The 20,826-nt window shown below is 72.9% G+C and carries 20 protein-coding genes and 1 tRNA gene; 13 read left to right on the top strand and 8 right to left on the bottom strand.

The genetic code is table 11. The annotated features are described in order from the left end of the window. Position 1 precedes the first annotated feature (1 nt). The 4 genes from ABID77_RS06395 (at position 2) to ABID77_RS06410 (ending at position 3,295) form a co-directional block, all read left to right on the top strand. Positions 2-712, top strand: a complete 711-nt coding sequence (locus tag ABID77_RS06395; RefSeq protein WP_429592463.1) for a TetR/AcrR family transcriptional regulator — start codon at positions 2-4, stop codon at positions 710-712. Then, on the top strand, positions 709-1,386 hold the full coding sequence (locus ABID77_RS06400) for a protein-L-isoaspartate O-methyltransferase family protein (protein WP_429592467.1): 678 nt from the start codon (positions 709-711) through the stop codon (positions 1,384-1,386). The genes ABID77_RS06395 and ABID77_RS06400 overlap by 4 nt, the downstream gene beginning before the upstream one ends. 130 nt (positions 1,387-1,516) lie before the next feature. Beyond that, positions 1,517-1,855, top strand: coding sequence for a rhodanese-like domain-containing protein (locus tag ABID77_RS06405; RefSeq protein WP_429592469.1), 339 nt, complete (start codon positions 1,517-1,519; stop codon positions 1,853-1,855). Between the two features lie 3 nt (positions 1,856-1,858). Then, positions 1,859-3,295 (top strand): TolC family outer membrane protein, encoded by a 1,437-nt coding sequence (locus tag ABID77_RS06410; protein ID WP_429592472.1) that lies wholly within the window; start codon positions 1,859-1,861, stop codon positions 3,293-3,295. Position 3,296: 1 nt separating this feature from the next. On the opposite strand, the gene ABID77_RS06415 is transcribed toward ABID77_RS06410, so the two are convergent. Together ABID77_RS06415 and ABID77_RS06420 are read right to left on the bottom strand one after the other, a co-directional pair. After that, complete coding sequence (locus ABID77_RS06415; RefSeq protein WP_429593326.1) at positions 3,297-4,826, bottom strand: 3-deoxy-D-manno-octulosonic acid transferase; 1,530 nt, start codon at positions 4,824-4,826, stop codon at positions 3,297-3,299. A 53-nt stretch (positions 4,827-4,879) separates the two neighbouring features. After that, a complete protein-coding gene (locus ABID77_RS06420; protein ID WP_429592475.1) occupies positions 4,880-6,262 on the bottom strand; it encodes a phosphomannomutase/phosphoglucomutase in 1,383 nt (460 codons plus the stop codon). Positions 6,263-6,380: 118 nt separating this feature from the next. Here ABID77_RS06420 and ABID77_RS06425 point away from each other — a divergent pair, with 118 nt between their 5' ends. From ABID77_RS06425 to ABID77_RS06435, 3 genes are read left to right on the top strand one after another with little or no spacing between them, the layout of a single operon-like run. Further along, on the top strand, positions 6,381-8,093 hold the full coding sequence (locus ABID77_RS06425; protein ID WP_429592478.1) for a DNA-3-methyladenine glycosylase 2 family protein: 1,713 nt from the start codon (positions 6,381-6,383) through the stop codon (positions 8,091-8,093). Continuing rightward, positions 8,090-8,587, top strand: a complete 498-nt coding sequence (locus tag ABID77_RS06430) for a methylated-DNA--[protein]-cysteine S-methyltransferase (RefSeq protein ID WP_429592481.1) — start codon at positions 8,090-8,092, stop codon at positions 8,585-8,587. Before ABID77_RS06425 ends, ABID77_RS06430 begins: the two co-directional genes overlap by 4 nt. Positions 8,588-8,634: 47 nt before the next feature. Then, entirely contained in the window at positions 8,635-9,594 is a 960-nt protein-coding gene (locus ABID77_RS06435) for a DMT family transporter (protein ID WP_429593329.1), read from the top strand. On the opposite strand, the gene ABID77_RS06440 is transcribed toward ABID77_RS06435, so the two are convergent. The 5 genes from ABID77_RS06440 to ABID77_RS06460 form a co-directional block, all read right to left on the bottom strand. Further along, positions 9,566-10,375: a DUF5672 family protein gene (locus ABID77_RS06440; RefSeq protein ID WP_429592484.1), complete on the bottom strand. Its 810-nt coding sequence runs from the start codon at positions 10,373-10,375 to the stop codon at positions 9,566-9,568. The two genes, ABID77_RS06435 and ABID77_RS06440, sit on opposite strands and share 29 nt — an antisense overlap. A 58-nt stretch (positions 10,376-10,433) precedes the next feature. Then, complete coding sequence (locus tag ABID77_RS06445; protein ID WP_429592486.1) at positions 10,434-11,105, bottom strand: DUF1345 domain-containing protein; 672 nt, start codon at positions 11,103-11,105, stop codon at positions 10,434-10,436. Between the two features lie 66 nt (positions 11,106-11,171). Beyond that, complete coding sequence (locus tag ABID77_RS06450; RefSeq protein WP_429592488.1) at positions 11,172-11,951, bottom strand: fumarylacetoacetate hydrolase family protein; 780 nt, start codon at positions 11,949-11,951, stop codon at positions 11,172-11,174. Positions 11,952-12,063: 112 nt separating this feature from the next. Next, positions 12,064-12,139: transfer RNA gene (locus ABID77_RS06455), tRNA-Gly, on the bottom strand. Continuing rightward, positions 12,130-12,297, bottom strand: a complete 168-nt coding sequence (locus ABID77_RS06460) for a hypothetical protein (RefSeq protein WP_429592491.1) — start codon at positions 12,295-12,297, stop codon at positions 12,130-12,132. Before ABID77_RS06460 ends, ABID77_RS06455 begins: the two co-directional genes overlap by 10 nt. A gap of 104 nt (positions 12,298-12,401) precedes the next feature. Between ABID77_RS06460 and ABID77_RS06465 the strand changes: the two genes are divergently transcribed. Together ABID77_RS06465 and ABID77_RS06470 are read left to right on the top strand one after the other, a co-directional pair. Next, positions 12,402-13,274 carry a c-type cytochrome gene (locus tag ABID77_RS06465; protein WP_429592494.1) on the top strand — a complete coding sequence of 291 codons (873 nt, stop codon included), beginning with the start codon at positions 12,402-12,404 and terminating at the stop codon, positions 13,272-13,274. Beyond that, positions 13,271-14,587, top strand: coding sequence for a c-type cytochrome (locus ABID77_RS06470; RefSeq protein WP_429592497.1), 1,317 nt, complete (start codon positions 13,271-13,273; stop codon positions 14,585-14,587). The genes ABID77_RS06465 and ABID77_RS06470 overlap by 4 nt, the downstream gene beginning before the upstream one ends. 9 nt (positions 14,588-14,596) lie before the next feature. Here the strand turns inward: ABID77_RS06470 and ABID77_RS06475 are convergent, their stop codons facing one another. Continuing rightward, positions 14,597-15,019, bottom strand: a complete 423-nt coding sequence (locus ABID77_RS06475; protein ID WP_429592500.1) for a Cd(II)/Pb(II)-responsive transcriptional regulator — start codon at positions 15,017-15,019, stop codon at positions 14,597-14,599. Between the two features lie 95 nt (positions 15,020-15,114). On the opposite strand from ABID77_RS06475, the gene ABID77_RS06480 reads away from it, so the two are divergent. From ABID77_RS06480 to ABID77_RS06495, 4 genes are all read left to right on the top strand, one after another. Beyond that, positions 15,115-17,691 carry a heavy metal translocating P-type ATPase gene (locus ABID77_RS06480; protein WP_429592503.1) on the top strand — a complete coding sequence of 859 codons (2,577 nt, stop codon included), beginning with the start codon at positions 15,115-15,117 and terminating at the stop codon, positions 17,689-17,691. Positions 17,692-17,737: 46 nt separating this feature from the next. After that, complete coding sequence (locus tag ABID77_RS06485) at positions 17,738-18,166, top strand: hypothetical protein (RefSeq protein WP_429592505.1); 429 nt, start codon at positions 17,738-17,740, stop codon at positions 18,164-18,166. A 70-nt stretch (positions 18,167-18,236) separates the two neighbouring features. Then, entirely contained in the window at positions 18,237-19,538 is a 1,302-nt protein-coding gene (locus ABID77_RS06490; RefSeq protein WP_429592508.1) for a TolC family protein, read from the top strand. Positions 19,539-19,558: 20 nt separating this feature from the next. Beyond that, positions 19,559-20,818 (top strand): efflux RND transporter periplasmic adaptor subunit, encoded by a 1,260-nt coding sequence (locus ABID77_RS06495; RefSeq protein ID WP_429592511.1) that lies wholly within the window; start codon positions 19,559-19,561, stop codon positions 20,816-20,818. Positions 20,819-20,826: the final 8 nt, after the last annotated feature.

Consider the following 20,826-nt stretch of genomic DNA (forward strand, 5'->3'; position numbering starts at 1 on the left):
CATGCCCCGCCTCATCAGCCCTTCGATCTGCCCGGTCCGTGCCAAGCACGAGCGGCGCAAGGAGGCGAGACCCGGCGAACTGGTCCAGGCGGCCCTGCAGCTGTTCGTCGAGAAGGGATTCGCGGCCACCCGTTCCGAGGAAGTGGCGGCGCGCGCGGGGGTCTCCAAGGGTACGCTCTTCCTCTATTTCCCCAGCAAGACCGATCTCCTCAAGGCCGTCATCGCCGAGACCCTCGCCGGCCACTACGACCAGTGGAACGCCGAGTTCGAGCGCTTCGAGGGCAGCACGGCCGACATGTTGCGCCGCTGCATCGATGTCTGGTGGGAGCTGGTGGGTTCCACCCCGGTCTCCGGCATCGCCAAGCTGATGATGAACGAGGGCAACAACTTCCCCGAACTGGCGGCCTACTATCGCCGCGAAGTGGTCGAGCCGGGCCACGCGCTCATCCGGCGCATCCTGCGCCGCGGCATCGACAGCGGCGAATTCCATCCGATCGACGTCGACCACGCCAGCTACGCCGTCACCTCGACCATGCTGATGCTGACGATGATGCGGCATTCCTCCATCAGCTGCGTCGACAGCAGCGTCGCCGTCGATCCGCAGCGCTATGTCTCGGTGCAGACCGAACTTCTCGTCGGCGGCCTGCTCGCCGCGCCAACTAAAATCGTCGCCTCCCTCCGGGCTCCCGAAGCCAGAAAAGACACGCCATGAACACCCCCGCCACGCCGGAGCGCCTGCGCTTCAACATGATCGAGCAGCAGATCCGCCCCTGGGACGTGCACGACGCGCAGGTCCTCGAACTGCTCAGCAGCATCCGGCGCGAGGACTACGTCCCCGCCGCGCACCGCGCGCTCGCCTTCTTCGACATGGAGCTGCCGCTCGGCGACGGCTCGGTGCCCGGCCAGACCATGCTGGCGCCCAAGGTGGAAGCACGCCTGCTCAACGACCTGCACGTGCAGAAGCACGAGACCGTGCTCGAGATCGGCACCGGCTCGGGCTTCATGGCCGCGCTGCTGGCCCATCAGGCCGCGCGCGTGCTGACGCTGGAGATCGACCCGACGCTCGCCGAGCGCGCGACCGCGACCCTGCGCCGCAACGGCGTCGCCAACGTCGACGTGCGGCAGGCCGACGGCTCCAAGCCGCTGCCCAGCGGCCCCACCTTCGACGTCATCGTCCTGAGCGGATCGGTCGCGCACGTGCCGCAGAACCTGCTGGGCTCGCTCGCCATCGGCGGCCGCCTGGCAGCCATCGTCGGCCAGGAACCCATGATGCGCGCCCACGTCGTCACCCGCACCAGCGAGAGCCAGTGGGACGTGGTGCAGCCCTGGGACACCGTCGCGCCCCGGCTGCTGAACTTCCCGGAACCCTCGCGCTTCAGCTTCTGAGACCGGGGGACGACGGCTTCCCGCCCACGTCGTCCGCCGCCTCGTCCGTCCACTTCCGCAGCCGCCGCGCTGTGCCGGGCGGACCGCCGACGCCAGCGTGCGCGGAGGTCCGCCGCGAAAGGTCGTCCGCATGATCGAACAAGTCCGCCCCGCCGAATTGGAAACCTGGAGCGCCGGCACGTCCGCGAAGCCTTTGCTGCTCGACGTGCGGGAGCCGTGGGAACTGCAGACCGCCGCCGTGACCGCGCCCGATGGCGTCGAGCTGGTCGCCATCCCGATGAACGAGATTCCCGCGCGCCTGGCCGAGCTCGACCCGGCGCGCCCCGTGGCCTGCCTGTGCCATCACGGCGCGCGCAGCCAGCGGGTGGCGGCCTTCCTGGCGCAGCAGGGCTTCGCCGAGGTGGCCAACGTCGCCGGTGGCATCGATGCCTGGTCGGCCACGCGCGACGCCGCCGTGCCGCGGTACTGAGCCATGATCGCGCCGCTTCGACGTCTTCTCGCGGCCGGCCCGCCCCTTCTGCTGGCGGCGGCATTCACCGCGCCGGCATGCGGCCAGAGCCTGGTCACGCTGTACGAGGCGGCACGCGGCTACGACGCCACCTACCAGGGCGCCCTGGCGCAATACGACGCCAGCATCGCCCGCGCGGCGCAGGCGAAGGCCGGCATCCTGCCGCAGGTCGGCGTGCAGGCGGGCGTCACGCGCACCGACTACGACATCGAGGTCCTCTCCGGCGCCCCGCGCGGCTCGGCGACGCGCGCCTACACGGCGCAGAACGCCGGCATCAACGCCAGCCAGCCGCTCTACCGGCCCGCCGCCTGGGCCACCTACGAGCAGGGACTGCGCCAGGCCGAGATCGCGCGCACCGTGCTGACGACCGCCGAGCAGGACCTGATCGTTCGCGTGAGCCAAGCCTACTTCGACGTCCTCGCCGCGCAGGACACCCTGGGGCTGGTGCGCGCGCAGAAGGCGGCGGTGGCCGAGCAGCTGGCCTCGGCGCAGCGCAACTTCGAGGTCGGCACCGCGACCATCACCGATTCGCGCGAGGCCCAGTCGCGCTACGACCTGGTGCTGGCCCAGGAGATCGCCGCCGGCAACGACCTGCAGGTCAAGCGTCTGGCGCTCGACACCCTGGTCGGCCAGCGCGGCAGCGCGCCCTTGCCGCTGGCCCTGCCGATCGTGCTGCCCACACCCCTGCCGGCCGACATGGAGGCCTGGGTGACCCGGGCGCAGGAGGCGCATCCGGCCATCGAGCAGGCCCGGCTGGGCGTCGACGTCGCCGCGCTCGAGGTGCAGAAGGCCGAGGCCGGCCACAAGCCCACCATCGACGCCAGCCTGGGCTACAACGTGTCGCGCAATCCGAACGGCACCGTGCTCACCACGGTCGGCACGGTCGCCCGCGGTCCCAACGTCGGCGTGGTGCTCAACATGCCGCTGTTCGCCGGCTTCGCGACGCAGAACCGCATCCGCGAGACGCTGTCGCTGGAGGACCAGTCGCGCGCCACGCTCGAAGCCACGCGCCGCGGCGTGGCGCAGGCGACGCGGACGGCCTACCTGGGATTGATCTCGGGGGCCGGTCAGGTGCGCGCGCTGGAAGCCGCCGAGGCATCGAGCCAGAGCGCCCTGGAAGCCAACCAGCTTGGCTATCAGGTCGGCGTGCGCATCAACATCGACGTGCTGAACTCGCAGAGCCAGCTGTTCCAGACCCGGCGCGACCTGGCCCTGGCGCGCTACAACGTGCTGCTGGGCCACCTGCGCCTGCGGCAGGCCAACGGCACCCTGTCGGCGCCCGACCTGCTGCCGATCGACGCTACGCTGGCGCGCGACGGCGGCCGTCCCGCCGACCCTTCGGTGCCGGCGCCGGCGACCGGTTCGGCCGTGCCGGCAGCGGCGCCGCCGACCTCGCGCTGAATCAGTCGAGCCAGGGTTCCGGGCGTTCGCCGCCGGAACTCGCGGTCGCTCGTCCCGGCGCGGTGGGCACGGCCGGTGCGACCGGCGCGGCCGACGGGTTCGACGCCGCCGCTGCACCCGATCCATTCGATGCCGTCCCGTTCGACGCTACCGGTTCGAGCACCGGCTCGGCCGCCCCGCCCGATGGCCGGTCGTCGTGCTGCATGGCGGTCGCCTCCACCACGGCGAGCACCGACGTCGCCGTGCGTTGCGCGGCACCGCGGTTGGCGGCGGCGAAACCCTGCGCCGCCTCGGCCATGGTCTCGCGCCGGGCCGGATCGCCGACCAGCGCCAGCGCGGCCTTGACGGCCTGCTCCATCGTCTCGACGCGCAGCGAGGCGCCGGCGGCCAGCGACAGCTCGGCCGCCTCGGCGAAGTTGAAGGTCGAGGGACCCAGGACCAGCGGGCAGCGGCAGGCCGCCGCCTCGATCAGGTTCTGGCCGCCGAAGTCCTCGAAGCTGCCGCCGAGCAATGCCGCATCGGCCAAGCCGTAGTAGAGCGCCATCTCGCCGAGCGAATCGCCCAGCCAGATCTCGTGCGCCGCCGGCGCCCCGGCGACGCTGCGGCGCGCGACCGCGAAGCCATTCGACTCGATCAGTTCGGCGACCTCGTCGAAGCGCTGCGGATGGCGCGGCACGATCATCCATTGCACGGCGGCGACCTGCCGTGCGATCGAGTCGACACCCGCCTGCGTCGGCGGCGGCGCTGCCTCGGTCGCTCCGAAGCGCTTGAGCACGTCGAGCAGCAGGCGCTCCTCGCCATCGCGCGAACTCGCCAGCACGACCAGCGGCTTGGGCAGCGTGCCGCGCAGCGCCTTGGCCGTGGCGAGCTGCCGCGCATCGGGCGTGGCGTCGAACTTGAGGTTGCCGTAGATGCCCTCGACCTTGGCGCCGAGCGACACCAGCCGGTGCGAGTCGGCCTCGGTCTGGGCCCAGACCGCCGTCAGGGCCGAATAGGCCGGGCGCGACAGCCAGCGCAGACGCTCGGCCGCGGCCAGCGACTTCTCGCTCAATCGCGCATTGGCCAGCACCAGCGGGATGCCGCGCGCCTGGCAGGCATCGACCATCACCGGCCACACCTCGGTCTCCATCAGCACGCCGATGCGCGGCGCGAAGCGGTCGAGGAAGCGACCGACCGCGCCGGGCTCGTCCCACGGCTGCCAGACCTGGATGTCGCCGGGCCGCAGCAGCTTGGCGCCCTCCTCGCGCCCGGTCGCCGTGCCATGCGTGAGCAGGATCGGGATGTCCGGATGCTGGCGCCGCAATTCGGCGATCAGGATCGCGGCGGCGCGCGTCTCGCCCAGCGACACGGCATGCACCCAGCAGCCGCCGGTGGCGACCGGCTCGGCATCGGCCGGCAGGGGATCGTAGTGACCGAAGCGTTCCTCGACCGCGACCGCGTAACCGGGTTCCGCCACGGCGCGGCGGCGCAGCTTGCGCCGGACCAGGGGTTGAACGAGACGGGTGAAGGCGCCGTACAGGCGCAGCAGCATCGAGGGCACGCGGGAGGATTTCGGTCGCTGGGGCTCGGAGAGGATGGGAAGGCTCAGTGCGCCGCGGCGCCGATGGTGGCGTCGGGCTTGGCGGTCTTCAGGAACGCCAGCATCTCGTGCTCGATCCGATCGAGCGCTTCCTGCGTCTGGCCCTCGAAGCGCAGCACCAGCACCGGGGTGGTGTTGGACGCGCGGATCAGGCCGAAGCCATCGGGCCAGTCGACGCGCACGCCGTCGATGGTGGAGAGCTTGGCCGGCGCGGCGAAGTCGGCCGTCTTCACGAGTTGCTCGACCACCGTGTGCGGCTCGCCCTCGGCGCACTTCACGTTGAGCTCGGGCGTCGAGAAGCTGGTGGGCAGACCGTCGAGCACGGCGCTCGCATCCGGACTCTTGCTCAGGATCTCCAGCAGGCGGCAGCCGGCATAGGTGCCGTCGTCGAAGCCGAACCAGCGCTCCTTGAAGAAGATGTGGCCGCTCATCTCGCCGCCCAGGGGCGAATCGATCTCCTTCATCTTGGCCTTGATGAGCGAGTGGCCGGTCTTGAAGATCATCGGCACGCCGCCGGCGGCCTCGATCGCCGGGCCCAGGCGCTGCGAGCATTTGACGTCGTAAACGATGGTGCCGCCCGGCACGCGCGAGAGCACGTCCTGCGCGAACAGCATCATCTGGCGATCGGGATAGATGTTGTTGCCTTCGCGCGTGACGATGCCCAGGCGATCGCCATCGCCATCAAAGGCCAGGCCGAGTTCGGCGCCACCGGACTTCAGAGCGGCGATCAGGTCGACCAAGTTCTCGGGCTTGCTCGGATCGGGATGGTGGTTGGGAAAGTCGCCATCGACCTCGCTGAAGAGCTCGGTGACCTCGCAGCCGATGGCGCGCAGGATGGCCGGTGCCGATGCACCGGCGATGCCATTGCCCGAATCGACCACGATCTTCATCGGACGCGCCAGCTTGATGTCGCCGACGATGCGCTTCGTGTAGGCCTCCAGCACATCGACCTTGCGCACGCTGCCGCCTTCGGCGAGGTCGGCACTGCCGGCTTCCATGACGCGACGCAGCGACTGGATCTCGTCGCCATAGATGGCGCGACCCGCCAGCACCATCTTGAAGCCGTTGTAGTCCTTCGGATTGTGGCTGCCCGTGACCTGGATGCCGCTGGTGGCGAGCGTGTGCGCCGCGAAATACAGCATCGGCGTGGTGACCGCGCCGACATCGATGACCTCGACACCCGTGGCCACCAAACCGCGGATTAAGGCCTCCGACAAGGCCGGACCGGAGAGGCGGCCATCGCGGCCGACCGCCACGCTCTTCTCGCCCGCCGCGCGCGCCGCGCTGCCGAAAGCACGACCGAGCGCTTCCGCGATCTCCGCGTCGAGGGTGGTGGGGACGACACCCCGGATGTCGTAGGCCTTGAAGATCGATGCGCTGATTTGCATGGAGGTATGCCCCAAAAGTTCGCGGAAAAAACGAGTTCACATTGTAGGCATGTGCTTCCGGCAGTCGCATGTCCGGAAACGGCCAATGCCGGTCGAGGTCGCCCGTAAGATGGCCCGCATGACACCGCTTCCTTCCACCGCCTCGCCCGCCGACCTGCCCGACGGCCTGGGCGGCGACGCCTGCTACCGCGCCATGCAGGCCCACGATGCGCGCTTCGACGGCTCCTTCTTCACCGCCGTCACCTCCACCGGCATCTATTGCCGGCCGGTCTGCCGCGTGCGCGTGCCATTGCGGGAGAACTGCCGCTTCTATCGCCACGCGGCGCAAGCCGAAGCCGCCGGCTTTCGCCCCTGCCTGCGCTGCCGGCCCGAACTCGCGCCCCGCGCGGCGAGCTGGTCGACCGAGGACGCCTCCGCCATCCTGGCATTGCAAGCCGCCCGCCTGATCGACGAACCCGATGCCTGGCATGTCGACGGCCCCGGTGCCGCCGATGTCGCGACGCGGCTGGGCGTGAGCGACCGCCACCTGCGTCGCATTTTCGAAGCCCGTTTCGGCGTCTCGCCGCTGCAATACCTGCAAACGCGCCGCCTGCTCGCCGCCAAGCAGCTCATCGCCGACACGGCCCTGCCCATGGCGCAGGTGGCGCACGCCAGCGGCTTCGCGAGCGTGCGGCGCTTCAATGCCGCCTTCGTCGCCCATTACGGGCTCAACCCGAGCGCCATGCGCCGCGCCGGCCGCCCTTCGGCGAGCGGCGGCAGCGGCGGCGATGACGGCGACGGCGACAGCGGTGGCGATGACGGCGACGGCGACAGCGGTGGCACCGAAGCCGGCGCCATCGAGGTCCGCCTGGGCTACCGCCCGCCCTTCGACATGGACGCGATGTTCGAATTCCACGCCCGGCACGCGCTCAAGGGCATGGAAACCGGCGGCGCGGACGCCTCGACGCCCTTCGCCCGCACCCTGCGCATCGTGCAGGCCGGCCGGGCGCACACCGGCTGGCTGCGCCTGCATTTCGATGCCGAACGCGAGCAGGTGCGCCTGTCGGTCAGCGACTCGCTGGCCATCGTGCTGCCGGTGGTCATCAGCCGGGTGCGCGCCCTGCTCGACCTGGATGCCGAGCCGATGGCGATCAACGCCGTGCTCAGCGGCCCCTTCCCGCAGGGCGACGGCCTGCGCGTGCCGGGCACGCTCGACGGCTTCGAGATGGCGGTGCGCATCGTGCTCGGCCAGCAGATCTCGGTGGCGGCGGCGCGCACCATCGGCGGCCGGCTGGTGACGGCCTTCGGCGAGCCGATCGCGACGCCCTTCGACGGCATCGACCGATTGTTCCCGACCCCCGAGGCCCTGCTGGCCGCCAGCAGCGAAGCGCTCGGCCACCTGGGCATCGTGCGCCAGCGCCAGGGCGCCCTGCAGGCCCTGGCGCGCGAGACCATCGCCGGCCGGCTGCCCCTGCATCCCGGCGCCGACGTGGTCGCCACCCTGGCCGCCCTGCACGCCCTGCCGGGCGTCGGCGACTGGACCGCGCAATGCATCGCCATGCGCGCATTGCGCTGGCCGGATGCCTTTCCGTCCGGCGACGTGGCCTTGCAGAAGGCGATGGGCGTCGCCTCGGCGCGCGCCGCCGCCGACGCCTCGCTCGCCTGGCGGCCCTGGCGCAGCTATGCGGTGCTGCGCGCCTGGCAGACCCTGGCGCCGGCCGTGGCCGCCAGGGCGCCGCTCGAGCCGGTGCCCGATCCGGCCGCCGTGACGGCCGCCCCGGCCGACGCCCCGGCACCGAAGCGGGCGACTCCGGCGAAGACGACCCGGACAACGAGAAGGAAGCCATCATGAGATTCAGGACCCCGGCGATCCACGCCACCCATGTCGACACCCCGCTGGGCGGCGTGACGCTCGCGGCCACCGACCTCGGCCTGTGCGGCCTCTGGTTCGACGCCCAGCGCCACGCGCCCGACACCACCGATTGGCATCCCGATGCCGACCATCCCGTGCTGCGCGAGGCGGCGGCGCAGCTCGGCGACTACCTCGCCGGCCGGCGCGCCGCCTTCGACCTGCCGCTGGACCTTTCGCACGGCACCGCCTTCCAGCAGGGGGTGTGGAACGCCCTGCGCGACATCCCGCGCGGCGCGACCGCCAGCTACGGCACCCTCGGCGCACGCGTGGGCAGACCGGCGGCGGTGCGCGCGGTCGGCGCGGCGGTCGGGCGCAATCCGATCAGCGTGATCGTGCCGTGCCACCGCGTGATCGGCGCGAACGGCGCGCTCACCGGCTATGCCGGCGGCCTCGCGCGCAAGACCGCGCTGCTGACATTGGAAGGCGCGCTGTGAGCCGAACCCCGTTCGCTGCCGGGGCCGATGCCGCCGTCGTGCCGGCCGTGCCTTCGCAGCCCTCGTCCGCATCGGCACCCACGTCGTCCCCGACGCCGTCGCGGCGCTGGCTCGTCGACCTGGTGCTGCTCGGCGCGCTGTGGGGCGCGTCGTTCCTGTTCATGCGCATCGCGGCACCCGAATTCGGCGCCGTGCCGGCCGCCACGATGCGCGTGGGCGTCGCCATGCTGTTCCTGGTGCCGCTGATGCTGCTGCGCGGTCAGGGACCGGCCCTGCGCCGGCACTGGAAGCCCATGCTGGGCATCGGCGTGCTCAATTCGGGCCTGCCCTTCGCGCTGTTCTGCTTCGCCCTGCTCACGCTCACCAGCGGCGCCGCGTCGGTGTTGAACGCGACGGTGCCGATGTTCGGCGCGCTGGTCGCCTGGGCCTGGTTCGGCGAGCGGCCCGCCGGCGCGCGCATCGCCGGGCTGGTGATCGGCTTCCTCGGCGTGGCGATGCTCGCGAGCCGCAGCGTCGGCTTCCACGCGGGCGCCGACGGCAGCCTGCTCGTGCCCTCGCTGGCCATCGGCGCCTGCCTGGGCGCCTGCGTCTGCTATGGCATCTCGGCCAGCGCGGCGCGGCGTCACCTGGCCGGCCTGCCGCCCCTGGCGAGCGCGGCGGGCAGCCAGATCGGCGCGACCTTGTTCCTGGCGCTGCCCGCGCTGCTGACATGGCCCGCGCGGCTGCCGAGCCCGCGGGCCTGGCTGGCCGTCGCCGTGCTGGGCATCGCCTGCACCGGTTTCGCCTACGTGCTGTTCTTCCGCCTGATCGACACCGCCGGTCCCACCCGGGCGCTGACCGTGACCTTCCTGGTGCCGGTCTTCGCGGTGGTCTACGGCGTCGCGTTCCTGGACGAGCACGTCACGGGCTGGATGTTGCTGTGCGCCGCCGTCATCGTCTGCGGCGTGGCGCTGTCGACCGGGCTGGTGCGCCCGCGCCTCACACGGCGTGGCCGTAGCCCCGGATGACCGGCCGCCAGTAGTCGGGCTGGAACTGCGGCCAGCCGTGGACGCCGAACGGCAGGGTGTCGGGCGACCGGGCGGAGAACGGCAGGTCCACGGGGTCGAAGTCCACGAACTCGGCGCCGAAGCGTTCGGCCACGGCCCGGGGCGGCAGCGAGAAGCGCCGCGACAGGCGCGGGAAGTGCCGGTTGACCAGCATGTCCTCCCAGATGCCGCGTCCGCGCAGCCGGGCCACGGTGGCGTAGAGGTCGAGCCAGGGCTTGAAGCGCTTCGTCAGCCGGAAGAAGGTCCTGACCTTCTTGAGCGCGAAGCCGCCGTTGGCGAGGTATTCGGTGCGCCGCGTCCGCAGCAGTCTGCGCAGGCCGGCATTGACCATCGCCTTGCGCCGCGACAGCGGCACGCCGTCCTTCCAGCCCAGACGGTAGATCACCGAGCCGATGTAGTCGTAGCCGCGCTCGCACCACTCGAGCAGTTCGTCCTTGAAGACGAAGGCGTCGAGGTGGCAGATGAGCACGTAGTCGTAGTCCAGGAAGCGCCGGTAGAACGCCGGGTTCAGCATCAGCCGGCTGTATTCGAAGAAGCCGTGCCATTCGAAGCGCTCGAAACGGACCTCCGCCTTGCCGCGGCAGAAGTCCTCGTACCAGCGGACGTCGAGCCCGACGGGCACCACGAAGGTGATGACGTGGCGATGCAGAACCGAGAGCGTCTGCGCCAGCGAGACCTTGCCCATGGCGTCGGGCTCGGGCAGGTGCGTGGGCACGATCACCGTGACTGTCTTGTGCGTCATCTGAGTCTTTTTTGTAATACTTGTTTATTAATTTAACGCAAATGACGTGACCCTGTCATCAAATTGCGCTGGCCACGACATTGACCGACAGTGCCAGGACCAGCATGTTGAAGGCGAAGGCCAGCACGCTGTGCACCAGCGTCACGCGACGCAGCCGCGAGGTGGTCACCTGCACGTCGGAGACCTGCGAGGTCATGCCGATGACGAAGGAGAAGTAGACGAAGTCGAAGTAGTCCGGGTCGGGCTTGCCGGGAAAGTCGAGGCTGGGCTCGACGTCGGTCTTCCTCAGGCGCCGGTCGCGCAGTTCCTGCTGGTAGTAGCGGTGCGCGTAGTGGAAGGCGTAGACGGTGTGGATCAAGAGCCACGAGGTCGCCAGCGCCGCGAGCGCCAGCGCGATGTGGCCGGCGCGCTCGAGCCCGGTCATGTCCTTGACCTGCTGCAGCAGCATCGTGATGGCGGCGATGCAGGCGCCGACGGCCGTGGCCATGATGGCGAGGATCATCGCGTTGGGCGGATCGAGTGACTGGGCGCGCGCGCGCGTGCGCTCGGCATCGAAGGTGCGACACAGCCAGAAGGCCAGCGCCAGGTACACGCCGGCGCCGACGCTCCAGCCCAGCAGGCCGCGCGCGATGCCGCCCAGCGGCCAGGGAACGAGGCCGACCGCGATCCCGGCGACGGCGCCATAGGCGAGCCGGCGCAGTCCGGCGGCCTGGATGAAGGGCAGGTGCATGCGGGCGACTCTAGCCCCGCCGCCTGACCGGAAGCGGACCGGGAGACTCGCTCCCGGCCGCCGGCGTCAGCCGCCCGCGAGCCGCAGGTCGAGCGCGCCGATGCCGTCGAAGCTCACCGAGGCCGCGGCATCGGGCCGCAGCGGGATCAGACCGCACCAGGTGCCGGTGGTGACGACCGTGCCGGCCGCGACGGTCTTGCCGCCGCGCGTGACGTGGCGCAGCCAGGCCGGCAGCAGCCACTGCGGCGCGCCCAGCGAATGGGTGCCGGTGAACACGACCGGCTCGCCGCCCTCGATGTGGACGCGGCAGGTCTGGGCCGACCAGTCGCGGGCTTCGTAGGGGACCCAGTCGCCGAGCGCCAGTGCGCCGTGCGACTGGAAGTCGGCCAGCTTCAGCAACGGGAAGGTGCGCCCGGTGTCGTCCCAGCGCGAGTCGACGATCTCCACCGAGACGGCCATGGCGTCGATCAGCGCGTCGACGCCGTCGTCGGTCAGGGCGGCCGCCATGTCGGGCGTCACGTCGCGGCCCAGTCGCAGGGCGATCTCGGCCTCGAAGCCGGGAATGTGGAAACTCATGTCGGCGAAGCGGGCCGGACCGGCGCGCACGCCCGCGGGCGGCAGGGGCGCGTGCGTGAGCGTGGCGGTGCGCGAGGGGCCGCCGGATTTCCAGTGCTGCGGCACCCCGGAGCCGAAGACGCCGAGCGCGCGGCCGACGCCGTCCTGCACCCAGTAGGCCTGCTCGGCGTCCGACAGGGCATCGCCCCACGCCGCACCGTCGACGACGGTGCCGGCGCTGTGAGCCGACGCCAGGGCCTCGATCAGGCCGTCCAGTGAGTTCATCTTCATGGAAGTCGCGCTTTCCCGGAAAGGAGCCCGCACCGTGACGCTGTCGCACTGCGGTGGAGGCAGAAACGAAAAAAGGGCCCCGAGGGCCCTTCTGAACGACGCTGCTGAAATGTGGAGCGGGATAAGAGACTCGAACTCTCGACCTATACCTTGGCAAGGTATCGCTCTACCAACTGAGCTAATCCCGCATTTCGAAGCGATTTCGATTATAGGGGGCAAAAAGCGCCTCTTCGACCGGCGGCGATGAAATTTTGTTGGCGGCGGTCGCGATGCGTCCGCCGCCCGCCGCCACGGGCTGGGACAAAAAGTCCGCCGCCGCATCCGTGTCCGCGCAGGAGAATGACACGGGTCGCTCGGCCGGCGCCGCATCCGAGAAGCACGCGCCGCAGCCGATCGGCCGATCCCGGCGCAGGGCGCGCCCTGCAGATTCCCATCCACGACGCGATCCGCATGCCTTCGTCACCACGCACCGCACACGCGCCACGCTGGCGCACCACCGTCGCCCGACGCTCGCGCATCCTGGCGGCCACGGCGGCCTTCGCGACGGCGATGGCGGGCACGGCGACGGCCCTCGCGCAGGACCCGCCGTCCGCAGCCGCGACCGGCAGCGCGACGGCCGGGACCGCCGTGCCGCCCGCGACCCGCGCCGTGCCCGCCGCCGCACCCCACACCGTGCCCGACACCATCGCCCAGCGCGTGGCCGCCTGCATCGCCTGCCACGGCCGCGAGGGCGCGACCGGCAACGCCGCCTACTACCCTCGCCTGGCCGGCAAGCCGGCGGGCTACCTGTTCAACCAGCTCGCGAGCTTCCGCGACGGGCGTCGCTTCAATTCCGACATGACGCACCTGGTGCGGCACCTGTCCGACGACTACCTGCGCGAGATGGCCGCGTACTTCGCCGGACTCGACCTGCCCTACCCGGCCGTGCCGACCACGAGCGACGCCTCGGCCGCGACCCTGGCGCGCGGCCGCGTGCTGGCGCTCGAGGGCGACGCGCCGCGCGGCATCCCCGCCTGCGTGCAGTGCCATGGCGCGGCGCTGACCGGCGTGCAGCCGGGCATCCCGGCCCTGGTCGGCCTGCCGCGCCTCTACCTCTCGTCGCAGCTCGGCGCCTGGCTCACCGACAGCCGCCACGCCCTGCCGAACGACTGCATGCGCGAGGTCGGCCGCCGGCTGAGCACGGCCGACATCAACGCGGTCGCGGGCTGGCTGGCGATCCAGCCGGTGCCCGCAGACGCCAAGGCCATCGCCGCCCTGCCCCATCCGCTGCCCATGCCCTGCGGCGCGATGCCGGGCGCCGACGTCGCCGGGAGGACGCCGTGAAGACCGCGCCGAAGTCCCCGTCCCTGGCGCGCCGCCTCGCCGTCGTCGTGCTCGGAACCGTCGTGCTGGCCGGCCTCGGCCTGGGCGTGTTGGCGTGGCTGAACCTGCGCGGCGAGGCGCCCGTCGACGCGCCGGCCGCCGCCTTCGAGGCCACGCCGGCGCAGGTCGAGCGCGGCCGCTACCTCGCGCTCGCGGGCCACTGCGCAGGCTGCCACACGCAGCGCGGCGGCGCGCCCTACGCGGGCGGCCTGGGCATCGAGACGCCCTTCGGCACCGTCCACGCCAGCAACCTGACGCCCGACGCCACGCACGGCATCGGCGGCTGGAGCGCGGCGCACTTCTGGCGCGCGATGCACCACGGCCGCTCCAAGGACGGCCGCCTGCTCTATCCGGCCTTCCCATACCCGAGCTTCACGCGCGTAACGCGCGAGGACTCCGACGCCCTCTACGCCTACCTGCGCACCGTGCCCGCCGCCGCCGTGCCCAACGCGCCGCACCGGCTGCGCTTCCCCTACGACACGCAGCTCGCGCTGGCGGCGTGGCGGGCGCTGTCCTTCGAGCCCGCCACCTTCGTCGCCGACCCGGCGCGATCGGCCGAGTGGAACCGGGGCGCCTACCTGGTCGACGGCCTGGGCCACTGCATCGCCTGCCACGGCGCGCGCAACGCGCTGGGCGCGACCGAGGCCTCACGCGGGCTCTCGGGCGGACTGATCCCGATCGAGAACTGGTACGCGCCCTCGCTGGCATCCACGCGCGAGGCCGGCGTGGCCGACTGGGACGCGCGCGAGGTCGTGCAGCTGCTGCGCACCGGCACCTCGCCGCGCGGCTCGGTCATGGGGCCGATGGCCGACGTGGTGTACGGCAGCACCCAGCACCTGAGCGAGACCGACCTGGGCGCGATGGCGGCCTACCTGCAGCACCTGCCGACCGACGGCGCCGTGGCCGCCGACGCCCCCGCGACGCCCCGCCCGGCGCCCGAGCGCCGCGACGCCGGCACGATGGAGCGCGGCGCGCGCCTCTACGACCAGCGCTGCGCCTACTGCCACGGCGACGCCGGCCAGGGCGCGGCCGGCGCCTACCCGCCCCTGGCGGGCAACCGCGCCGTCCTCATGGCCAATCCCGCCAACCTGATCCAGATCGTGCGCCACGGCGGCTACCTGCCTGCCACCGCCGGCAATCCGCGCCCCCACGGCATGCCACCCTTCGGCCAGGTGCTCGACGACGGCGACATCGCCGCGGTGCTGACCTACGTGCGCGGCGCCTGGGGCAACGAGGCGCCGTCGGTGTCGCTGCAGGCGACCATGCGGCGCTGAGGGCCGCGCTCAGGCGTGGCAGGCGCAGGCCTCGCCGTGGGCCGCCGACACCAGCTCGCCCAGGATGCCGCACTCCTGCGCGCGGTGGCCCTGGGAGCACTTGCCGCGCAGCAGGGTCAGCTGCTTCTCCAGGGCCCGCAGGCTGTCGAGCCGGGCGCGCACGCGCTCGATCTGGCGGTCGACCAGGCCGTTGATGTCGCCGCAATCGGCATCGGGGCGCAGGGTGAAGTCGAGCAGGCGCTGGATGTCGGCCAGCGGGATGTCCAGCGCGCGGCAGTGGCGCACGAAGGACAGGCCCTCCAGGTGCTCGGGGCCGTAGCTGCGGTAGCCGTTGGCCTCGCGCCGGGGCGCGGCCAGCAGGCCCGAGCGCTCGTAGAAGCGGATGGTGCCGACGTCGACGCCGGTCGCGCGGCTCAGATCGCCGATCTTCATGGCATGCCCCTCCTGGCAGAACAGGCACCGATCGTAGAGGCTTGACCCTGCAGCGGGTGCAGGGTGTGCAATGCCGTCTTCATCAGCGAGGTTTCATGGCGCTCCGACACACGCACGACATCGATCCGGCTTCCGCGCACGCGCACGGACGGGCCCATTCGCACCCCGCACCGGAGGGGAATGGCGTCGATGCGGCGGCGTCGGCTCCGTGCTGCGCACCGGCCTCGCCAAGCTGCGCGTCGGGCATCGCGACCGCCTCGCCATCGGCGCCGGCGCATGCGGCGGCGACGTCCTGCTGCGCGCCGGTGGACGGCGCGGCGAAGCCGGCACTGCCCGGACCGCTCGTCCTCGCGCCGTGTTGCGGCGGTACCACCGAAGAGGCGACGGCGGCCGACGACGTCGGCATCGCGTCCCCGGCCGCGGCGCGCCACGTCTTCCGCATCCCGACGATGGACTGCAGCGTCGAGGAATCGGAGATCCGCCGCCTCGTCGAGCCGATGCCGGGCGTCAAGGGCCTGCACTTCGCGCTGTCGCGCCGGCAGCTGCGCATCGACGCCGACGACGCGGCCGTGCCGGCAGCGCTGGCGGCGATCCGCAAGGCGGGCTACGCGCCCGAGCCGGTCGCGGTCGCCACGACCACCGGTCCGGCCGGCGGCGGCGCGACGGCCGGCCATGCCCACGGCGGGCACGACGCGCCTCGCGACGACGCGCACGACCACGCGCACGGCGCCGGCAGCGGCGGCCTGGTGCGCCTGGGCGCGGCGCTGGGCCTGGCGCTGGTCGCCGAAGGCGTGGCTTGGTTCGCGCCCGACGCCACTGCCTGGACCGTCGCCGGCATGGCCATCGCCGCGCTGGCCATCGGCCTCGCCGGGCTCGAGACCTACGGCAAGGGGCTCACCGCCCTGCGTCGCGGCCGGCTCAACATCAACGCCTTGATGTCGGTCGCCGTCACCGGCGCCTTCGTCATCGGCCAGTGGCCGGAAGCGGCGATGGTGATGGCGCTCTACGCCATCGCCGAGCTGATCGAGGCCCGCGCCGTCGACCGGGCGCGCAACGCGATCCAGGGGCTGGTCGACCTCGCGCCGGCCGAGGCCGAGGTGCGCCAGGACGACGGCGCGTGGCGGCGCGTGCCGGCCGCCGGCGTGGCGCCCGGCGCCGTCGCCCGCGTGCGGCCCGGCGAGCGCGTGGCCTTCGACGGCGTCGTCACGCGCGGCGAGGGCAGCATCGACCAGGCTTCGGTCACCGGCGAGAGCATTCCGGTCGACAAGGCCCCGGGCGACCCGGTCTTCGCCGGCACCGTCAACCAGCACGGCGAACTGGAATTCCGCGTCACCGCCGCTCCGGGCGATTCCACGCTGGCGCGCATCATCCACGCCGTCGAGGAGGCGCAGGGCACGCGCGCGCCGACGCAGCGCTTCGTCGACCGCTTCGCGGCCGTGTATACGCCGGCCGTGTTCGCATTGGCGCTGGCCGTGGCGGTGCTGCCGCCCCTGCTGCTGGGCTGGGGCTGGCTGGCCGCGCTGTACAAGGCGCTGGTGCTGCTGGTGATCGCCTGCCCGTGCGCGCTGGTGATCTCGACGCCGGTGACGGTCGTCAGCGGCCTGGCGGCGGCGGCGCGACGCGGCATCCTGATCAAGGGCGGCACCTACCTGGAGGAGGCGCGCCGCATCCGGACCGTGGCGCTCGACAAGACCGGCACGCTGACCGAGGGCCGGCCGAAGCTGGTCGCCCACCAGGCCTGGGGCGATGCCGACGCGGCGCGGGTCGAGGCCTGGGCCGGCCGGCTCGCGGCACGCTCCGACCACCCGGTGTCGAAGGCCATCGCGGCGGGGCTCGCCACCGGTGCGGGTCGTCCCGCGACAGCGGCCACGATGAACACGCCCGTGCCCGGCGACGCCGATGCCGACGCGGTCGAGGGCTTCCGCGCCCTGCCCGGCCGCGGGGTCGAGGGCACCCTCGACGGCCGGCCGATGGTGCTGGGCAACCACCGCTTCGTGACCGAGCGTGGCCAGTCGAGCCCGGCGCTGGCGGCGGCGCTGGCCGTGCACGAGGCCGAGGGCCGCAGCGTCACGCTGCTGGCCGACGAACGCGGCGTGCTCGGCCTGTTCGCGGTCGCCGACACGCTCAAGCGCAGTTCCATCGAGGCCGTGGCGCAGTTGCGCGCGCTCGGCGTGACGCCGGTCATGCTCACGGGCGACAACGTCGCCACCGCCCGCGCCGTGGGCCGCGCCGCCGGCATCGACGACGTGCGCGGCGGCCTGCTGCCCGAGGACAAGCTCGCCGCCATCGTCGACCTGCGACAGCGCTACGGCCCGGTCGCCATGACCGGCGACGGCATCAACGACGCCCCGGCGCTGGCGCGAGCCGACATCGGCTTCGCCATGGGCGCGGCGGGCACCGACATCGCCGTCGAGGCGGCCGACGTGGTGGTCATGAACGACGACCTCGGACGCATCGCCGAGACCCTGCGCCTGAGCCGGCGCACCCACATCGTGCTGTGGCAGAACATCGCGCTGGCGCTGTCGATCAAGGTCGTGTTCTTCGCGCTGGCGGTGTTCGGCAGCGCCACCATGTGGATGGCCGTGTTCGCCGACATGGGCGCGAGCCTGCTGGTGGTGGCCAACGGCCTGCGCCTGCTGCGCGCGACGAAGCGCCCGGCCGGCGCGGCGTGAGGACTTTCCCGTGGCGGCACCCGGTCCATCGACGACACTCGCCGCCATGCGCCGCCTCGTCCTCGTCGTCCTGATGCTGCTGCTGCCGCTCCAGTCGGTCTGGAGCGCGGCGGCGGCGCTGTGCGTGCACGAGGCCGATCCGACGGTGCAGCACTTCGGGCACCACGGGGCGCACCACGCCCAGGCGTCGCACGCCGACGCGGCCGACGCGGCCGCTGCCGCGAGCGACGCCGCGCCGGGCGACGGCCGCGCGCTGCCCGGCGAGGTCGATCACCATCACCTGTCCTTCGTCCATCCGGTCCCCGCCATGCCCGCGCTGGCGGCGCCGGAGCCACCGGCCGACGCCGCCCGGCCGCACCGGGCCGAACGCTATGCCAGCCGCTGGATCGCGGCCCCGGACAAGCCCCCTCGACGCCTCGCCGAATCCGTTCCGGCGAGGTCGTCCTCCTCGGGGCCCGCGCGGCTTCTCCTCTAGCCGGAGGGGCCGCCGCGCCCCGGACCCCCGCCGGATGTCCTCTCTTCCCGAGTGATTTCCGGAGATTCCGATGCGCAGGTTCCCGTTGCCGCTGGCGGCAGCTTTCTTTTTCTGTTCGACCTCGCCCGGGGCCGCCCTGGCCCAGGGCGCCCCTCCTTCCATTCCCGTCCTGCCCGTCTCGGCCGTGCCGGTCGTGCCCGCCATGGCCGCCGCGCCGTCGCTGTCGCTGCGGCAGGCGATCGACATCGCGCTCGCGGCCAATCCCGAGCTGGCCGCCGCCCGCACCGAGATCGAGGCCGTCGAGGGTGTCCGGCTGCAGGCCGGCACGCGGCCCAATCCCGAGCTGGCCTACCTGATCGAGGACACGCGGCGCGACACGCGCACGACCACCGTGCAGGTCCAGCAGCCGATCGAACTGGGCGGCCAGCGCGCGGCGCGCATCGACGCGGCCGAACGCGCGCTCGACGCGGCGCGCTTCGAGCTGGACGCGCGCCGGCTGGCGGTGCGCGCTGCCGTCGCCACGGCGTTCTTCGACCTGCTGGCGCTGCAGGAACGCGCCCGGGTGGCCGAGGACTCGCTGGCGCTGGCGCAGCGCTCGTCGCGCGCCGCCGGCCGGCGCGTGGCGGCGGGCCAGGTGTCGCCGGTCGAGGAGACCAAGGCGCGCGTGGCCGAGGCCGGCGTGCGCATCGAGCTGACGCAGGTCGGCGCGGAGATCGTGGCGGCGCGCGCCCGCCTGGCCTACGCCATGGGCCGGCCGCTGGGCGCCGCCCGGCCCGAGGGCCGCCTGGACGACCTGCCCGCGCTGCCGCCGGCCGACGCGGTGCGCGACCGGCTCGACGCCGCCCCCGGCGTGCGACGCGCGATGCTGGAACTGGAACGGCGCCGCGCGCTCGCCGCGCTGGAGCGCGCGCGCCGGCTGTCGAACGTGACGGTGAGCGTGGGCACCCGGCGCGTCGAGGAAGCCGGACGCCAGCAGGCGGTCGTCGGCGTGAGCATTCCGCTGCCGCTGTTCGACCGCAACCAGGGCAACGTGCTCGAGGCCCAGCGGCGCGAGGACAAGGCGGCCGACGAGCTGCGCGCGGCCCGCGCGCTGGCCGAGGCCGAGGCCGAGCAGGCGCTCGCGCGCCTGGCCGCCGCGCGCGACGAGGCACGGGCCCTGGCGTCCGACGTGCTGCCCGGCGCGCAGAGCGCCTTCGACGCCGCCACCAAGGGCTTCGAGCTGGGCAAGTTCAGCTTCCTGGAAGCGCTGGACGCCCAGCGCACCCTGCTGCAGGCGCGCACCCAGGTGCTGCGCGCCCTGGCCGAGGCGCAGCGCGCGGCCTTCGACCTCCAACGCATCCTCGGCGCCGGGACGCTGCCGGGCACGCCATGAACCACGGACTCCACAGCATCATGAAGAACACCCTCTCGCGCCTGCCGCGCACCCAGTGGCTGGCCATCGCCGCCGTCGTCGCCCTGACGCTCGTCCTCGCGGTCCTGATCCTGCGCCCCGGCGCGGCCGGCGACGGCGACCACGACGACCATGGCGATCACGACGAACGGGCCCGGAGCACCGCGAGCACCGAAGGCACCGGTCACGCCGAGCCGGCCGCGGCCGGCAAGGACGCGCACGCCGAACCCGCGAAGGACCGCGTCGCCATGACCGACGCGCAGCTGCGGGCCGCCGGCATCGAACTGGCCACGGCCGGGCCGGCCGTCGTCGAAAGCACCCTGCGCCTGCTGGGCGAGGTGCGCTACGACGCCGACCGCACCGTGCAGGTGGTGCCGCGCCTGGCCGGCCTGGTCGAGCGGGTCCAGGCGAGCGCGGGCGACACGGTCAGGAAGGGCCAGGTGCTGGCGGTGCTGAGCAGCCCCGGCCTGGCCGACCAGCGCGCCGTGCTGCTGGCCGCGCAGCGCCGCCTCGCGCTCGCGCGCAGCACCGTCGAGCGCGAGCAGCAGCTGTGGGAGGAGAAGATCTCGGCCCGGCAGGACCTGCTGCAGGCACAGGCGACGCTGGAGGAAGCGGCCATCGCCGTGCGGAGCGCGCAGGGCAAGCTGGCGATGCTCGGCGGCGCGCCGGCCGGCGGCGACCTGACGCGCTACGAGCTGCGCTCGCCGATCGACGGCGTCGTCACGGAGAAGCGCCTCGCGCCCGGCGAGACGGTGAAGGAGGACGCCCCCGTGTTCACGATCTCCGACCTGGGCTCGGTCTGGGTCGAGGCGCAGGTGGCACCGCAGCACCTGGGCCGCGTCGTCACCGGGCTGCCGGCGGTGGTGCGCGCCGAGGCCTTCGAGGCCCGCGCCGACGCCCGCATCCGCCACATCGGCGCGCTGGTCGGCGAGCAGACGCGCCACGCCGTCGCGCGCCTGGTGCTGCCCAATCCGAAGGGCCTCTGGCGTCCGGGACTGCCGGTGTCGATCGACGTGCTGCTGGAAGCGCGCGAGGTGCCGGTGGCCGTCGCCGTGGAGGCGCTGCAGGACGTCGACGGCGCCCGGGCGGTGTTCGTCCGCGAGGGCGCGGCGCTGGTGGCGCGGCCGCTCGAACCGGGTCTGGCCGACGACCGCCACGTCGAGGTGCGCGCGGGCCTGCGGCCGGGCGAGCGCTACGCCCGCACCCAGAGCTTCCTGGTCAAGGCCGAGCTGGGCAAGGCCGGCGCGAGCCATTCCCACTGAGCGGAGTC

This window comes from Variovorax sp. PvP013 (assembly GCF_050435945.1).
GTDB lineage: Bacteria > Pseudomonadota > Gammaproteobacteria > Burkholderiales > Burkholderiaceae_C > Variovorax.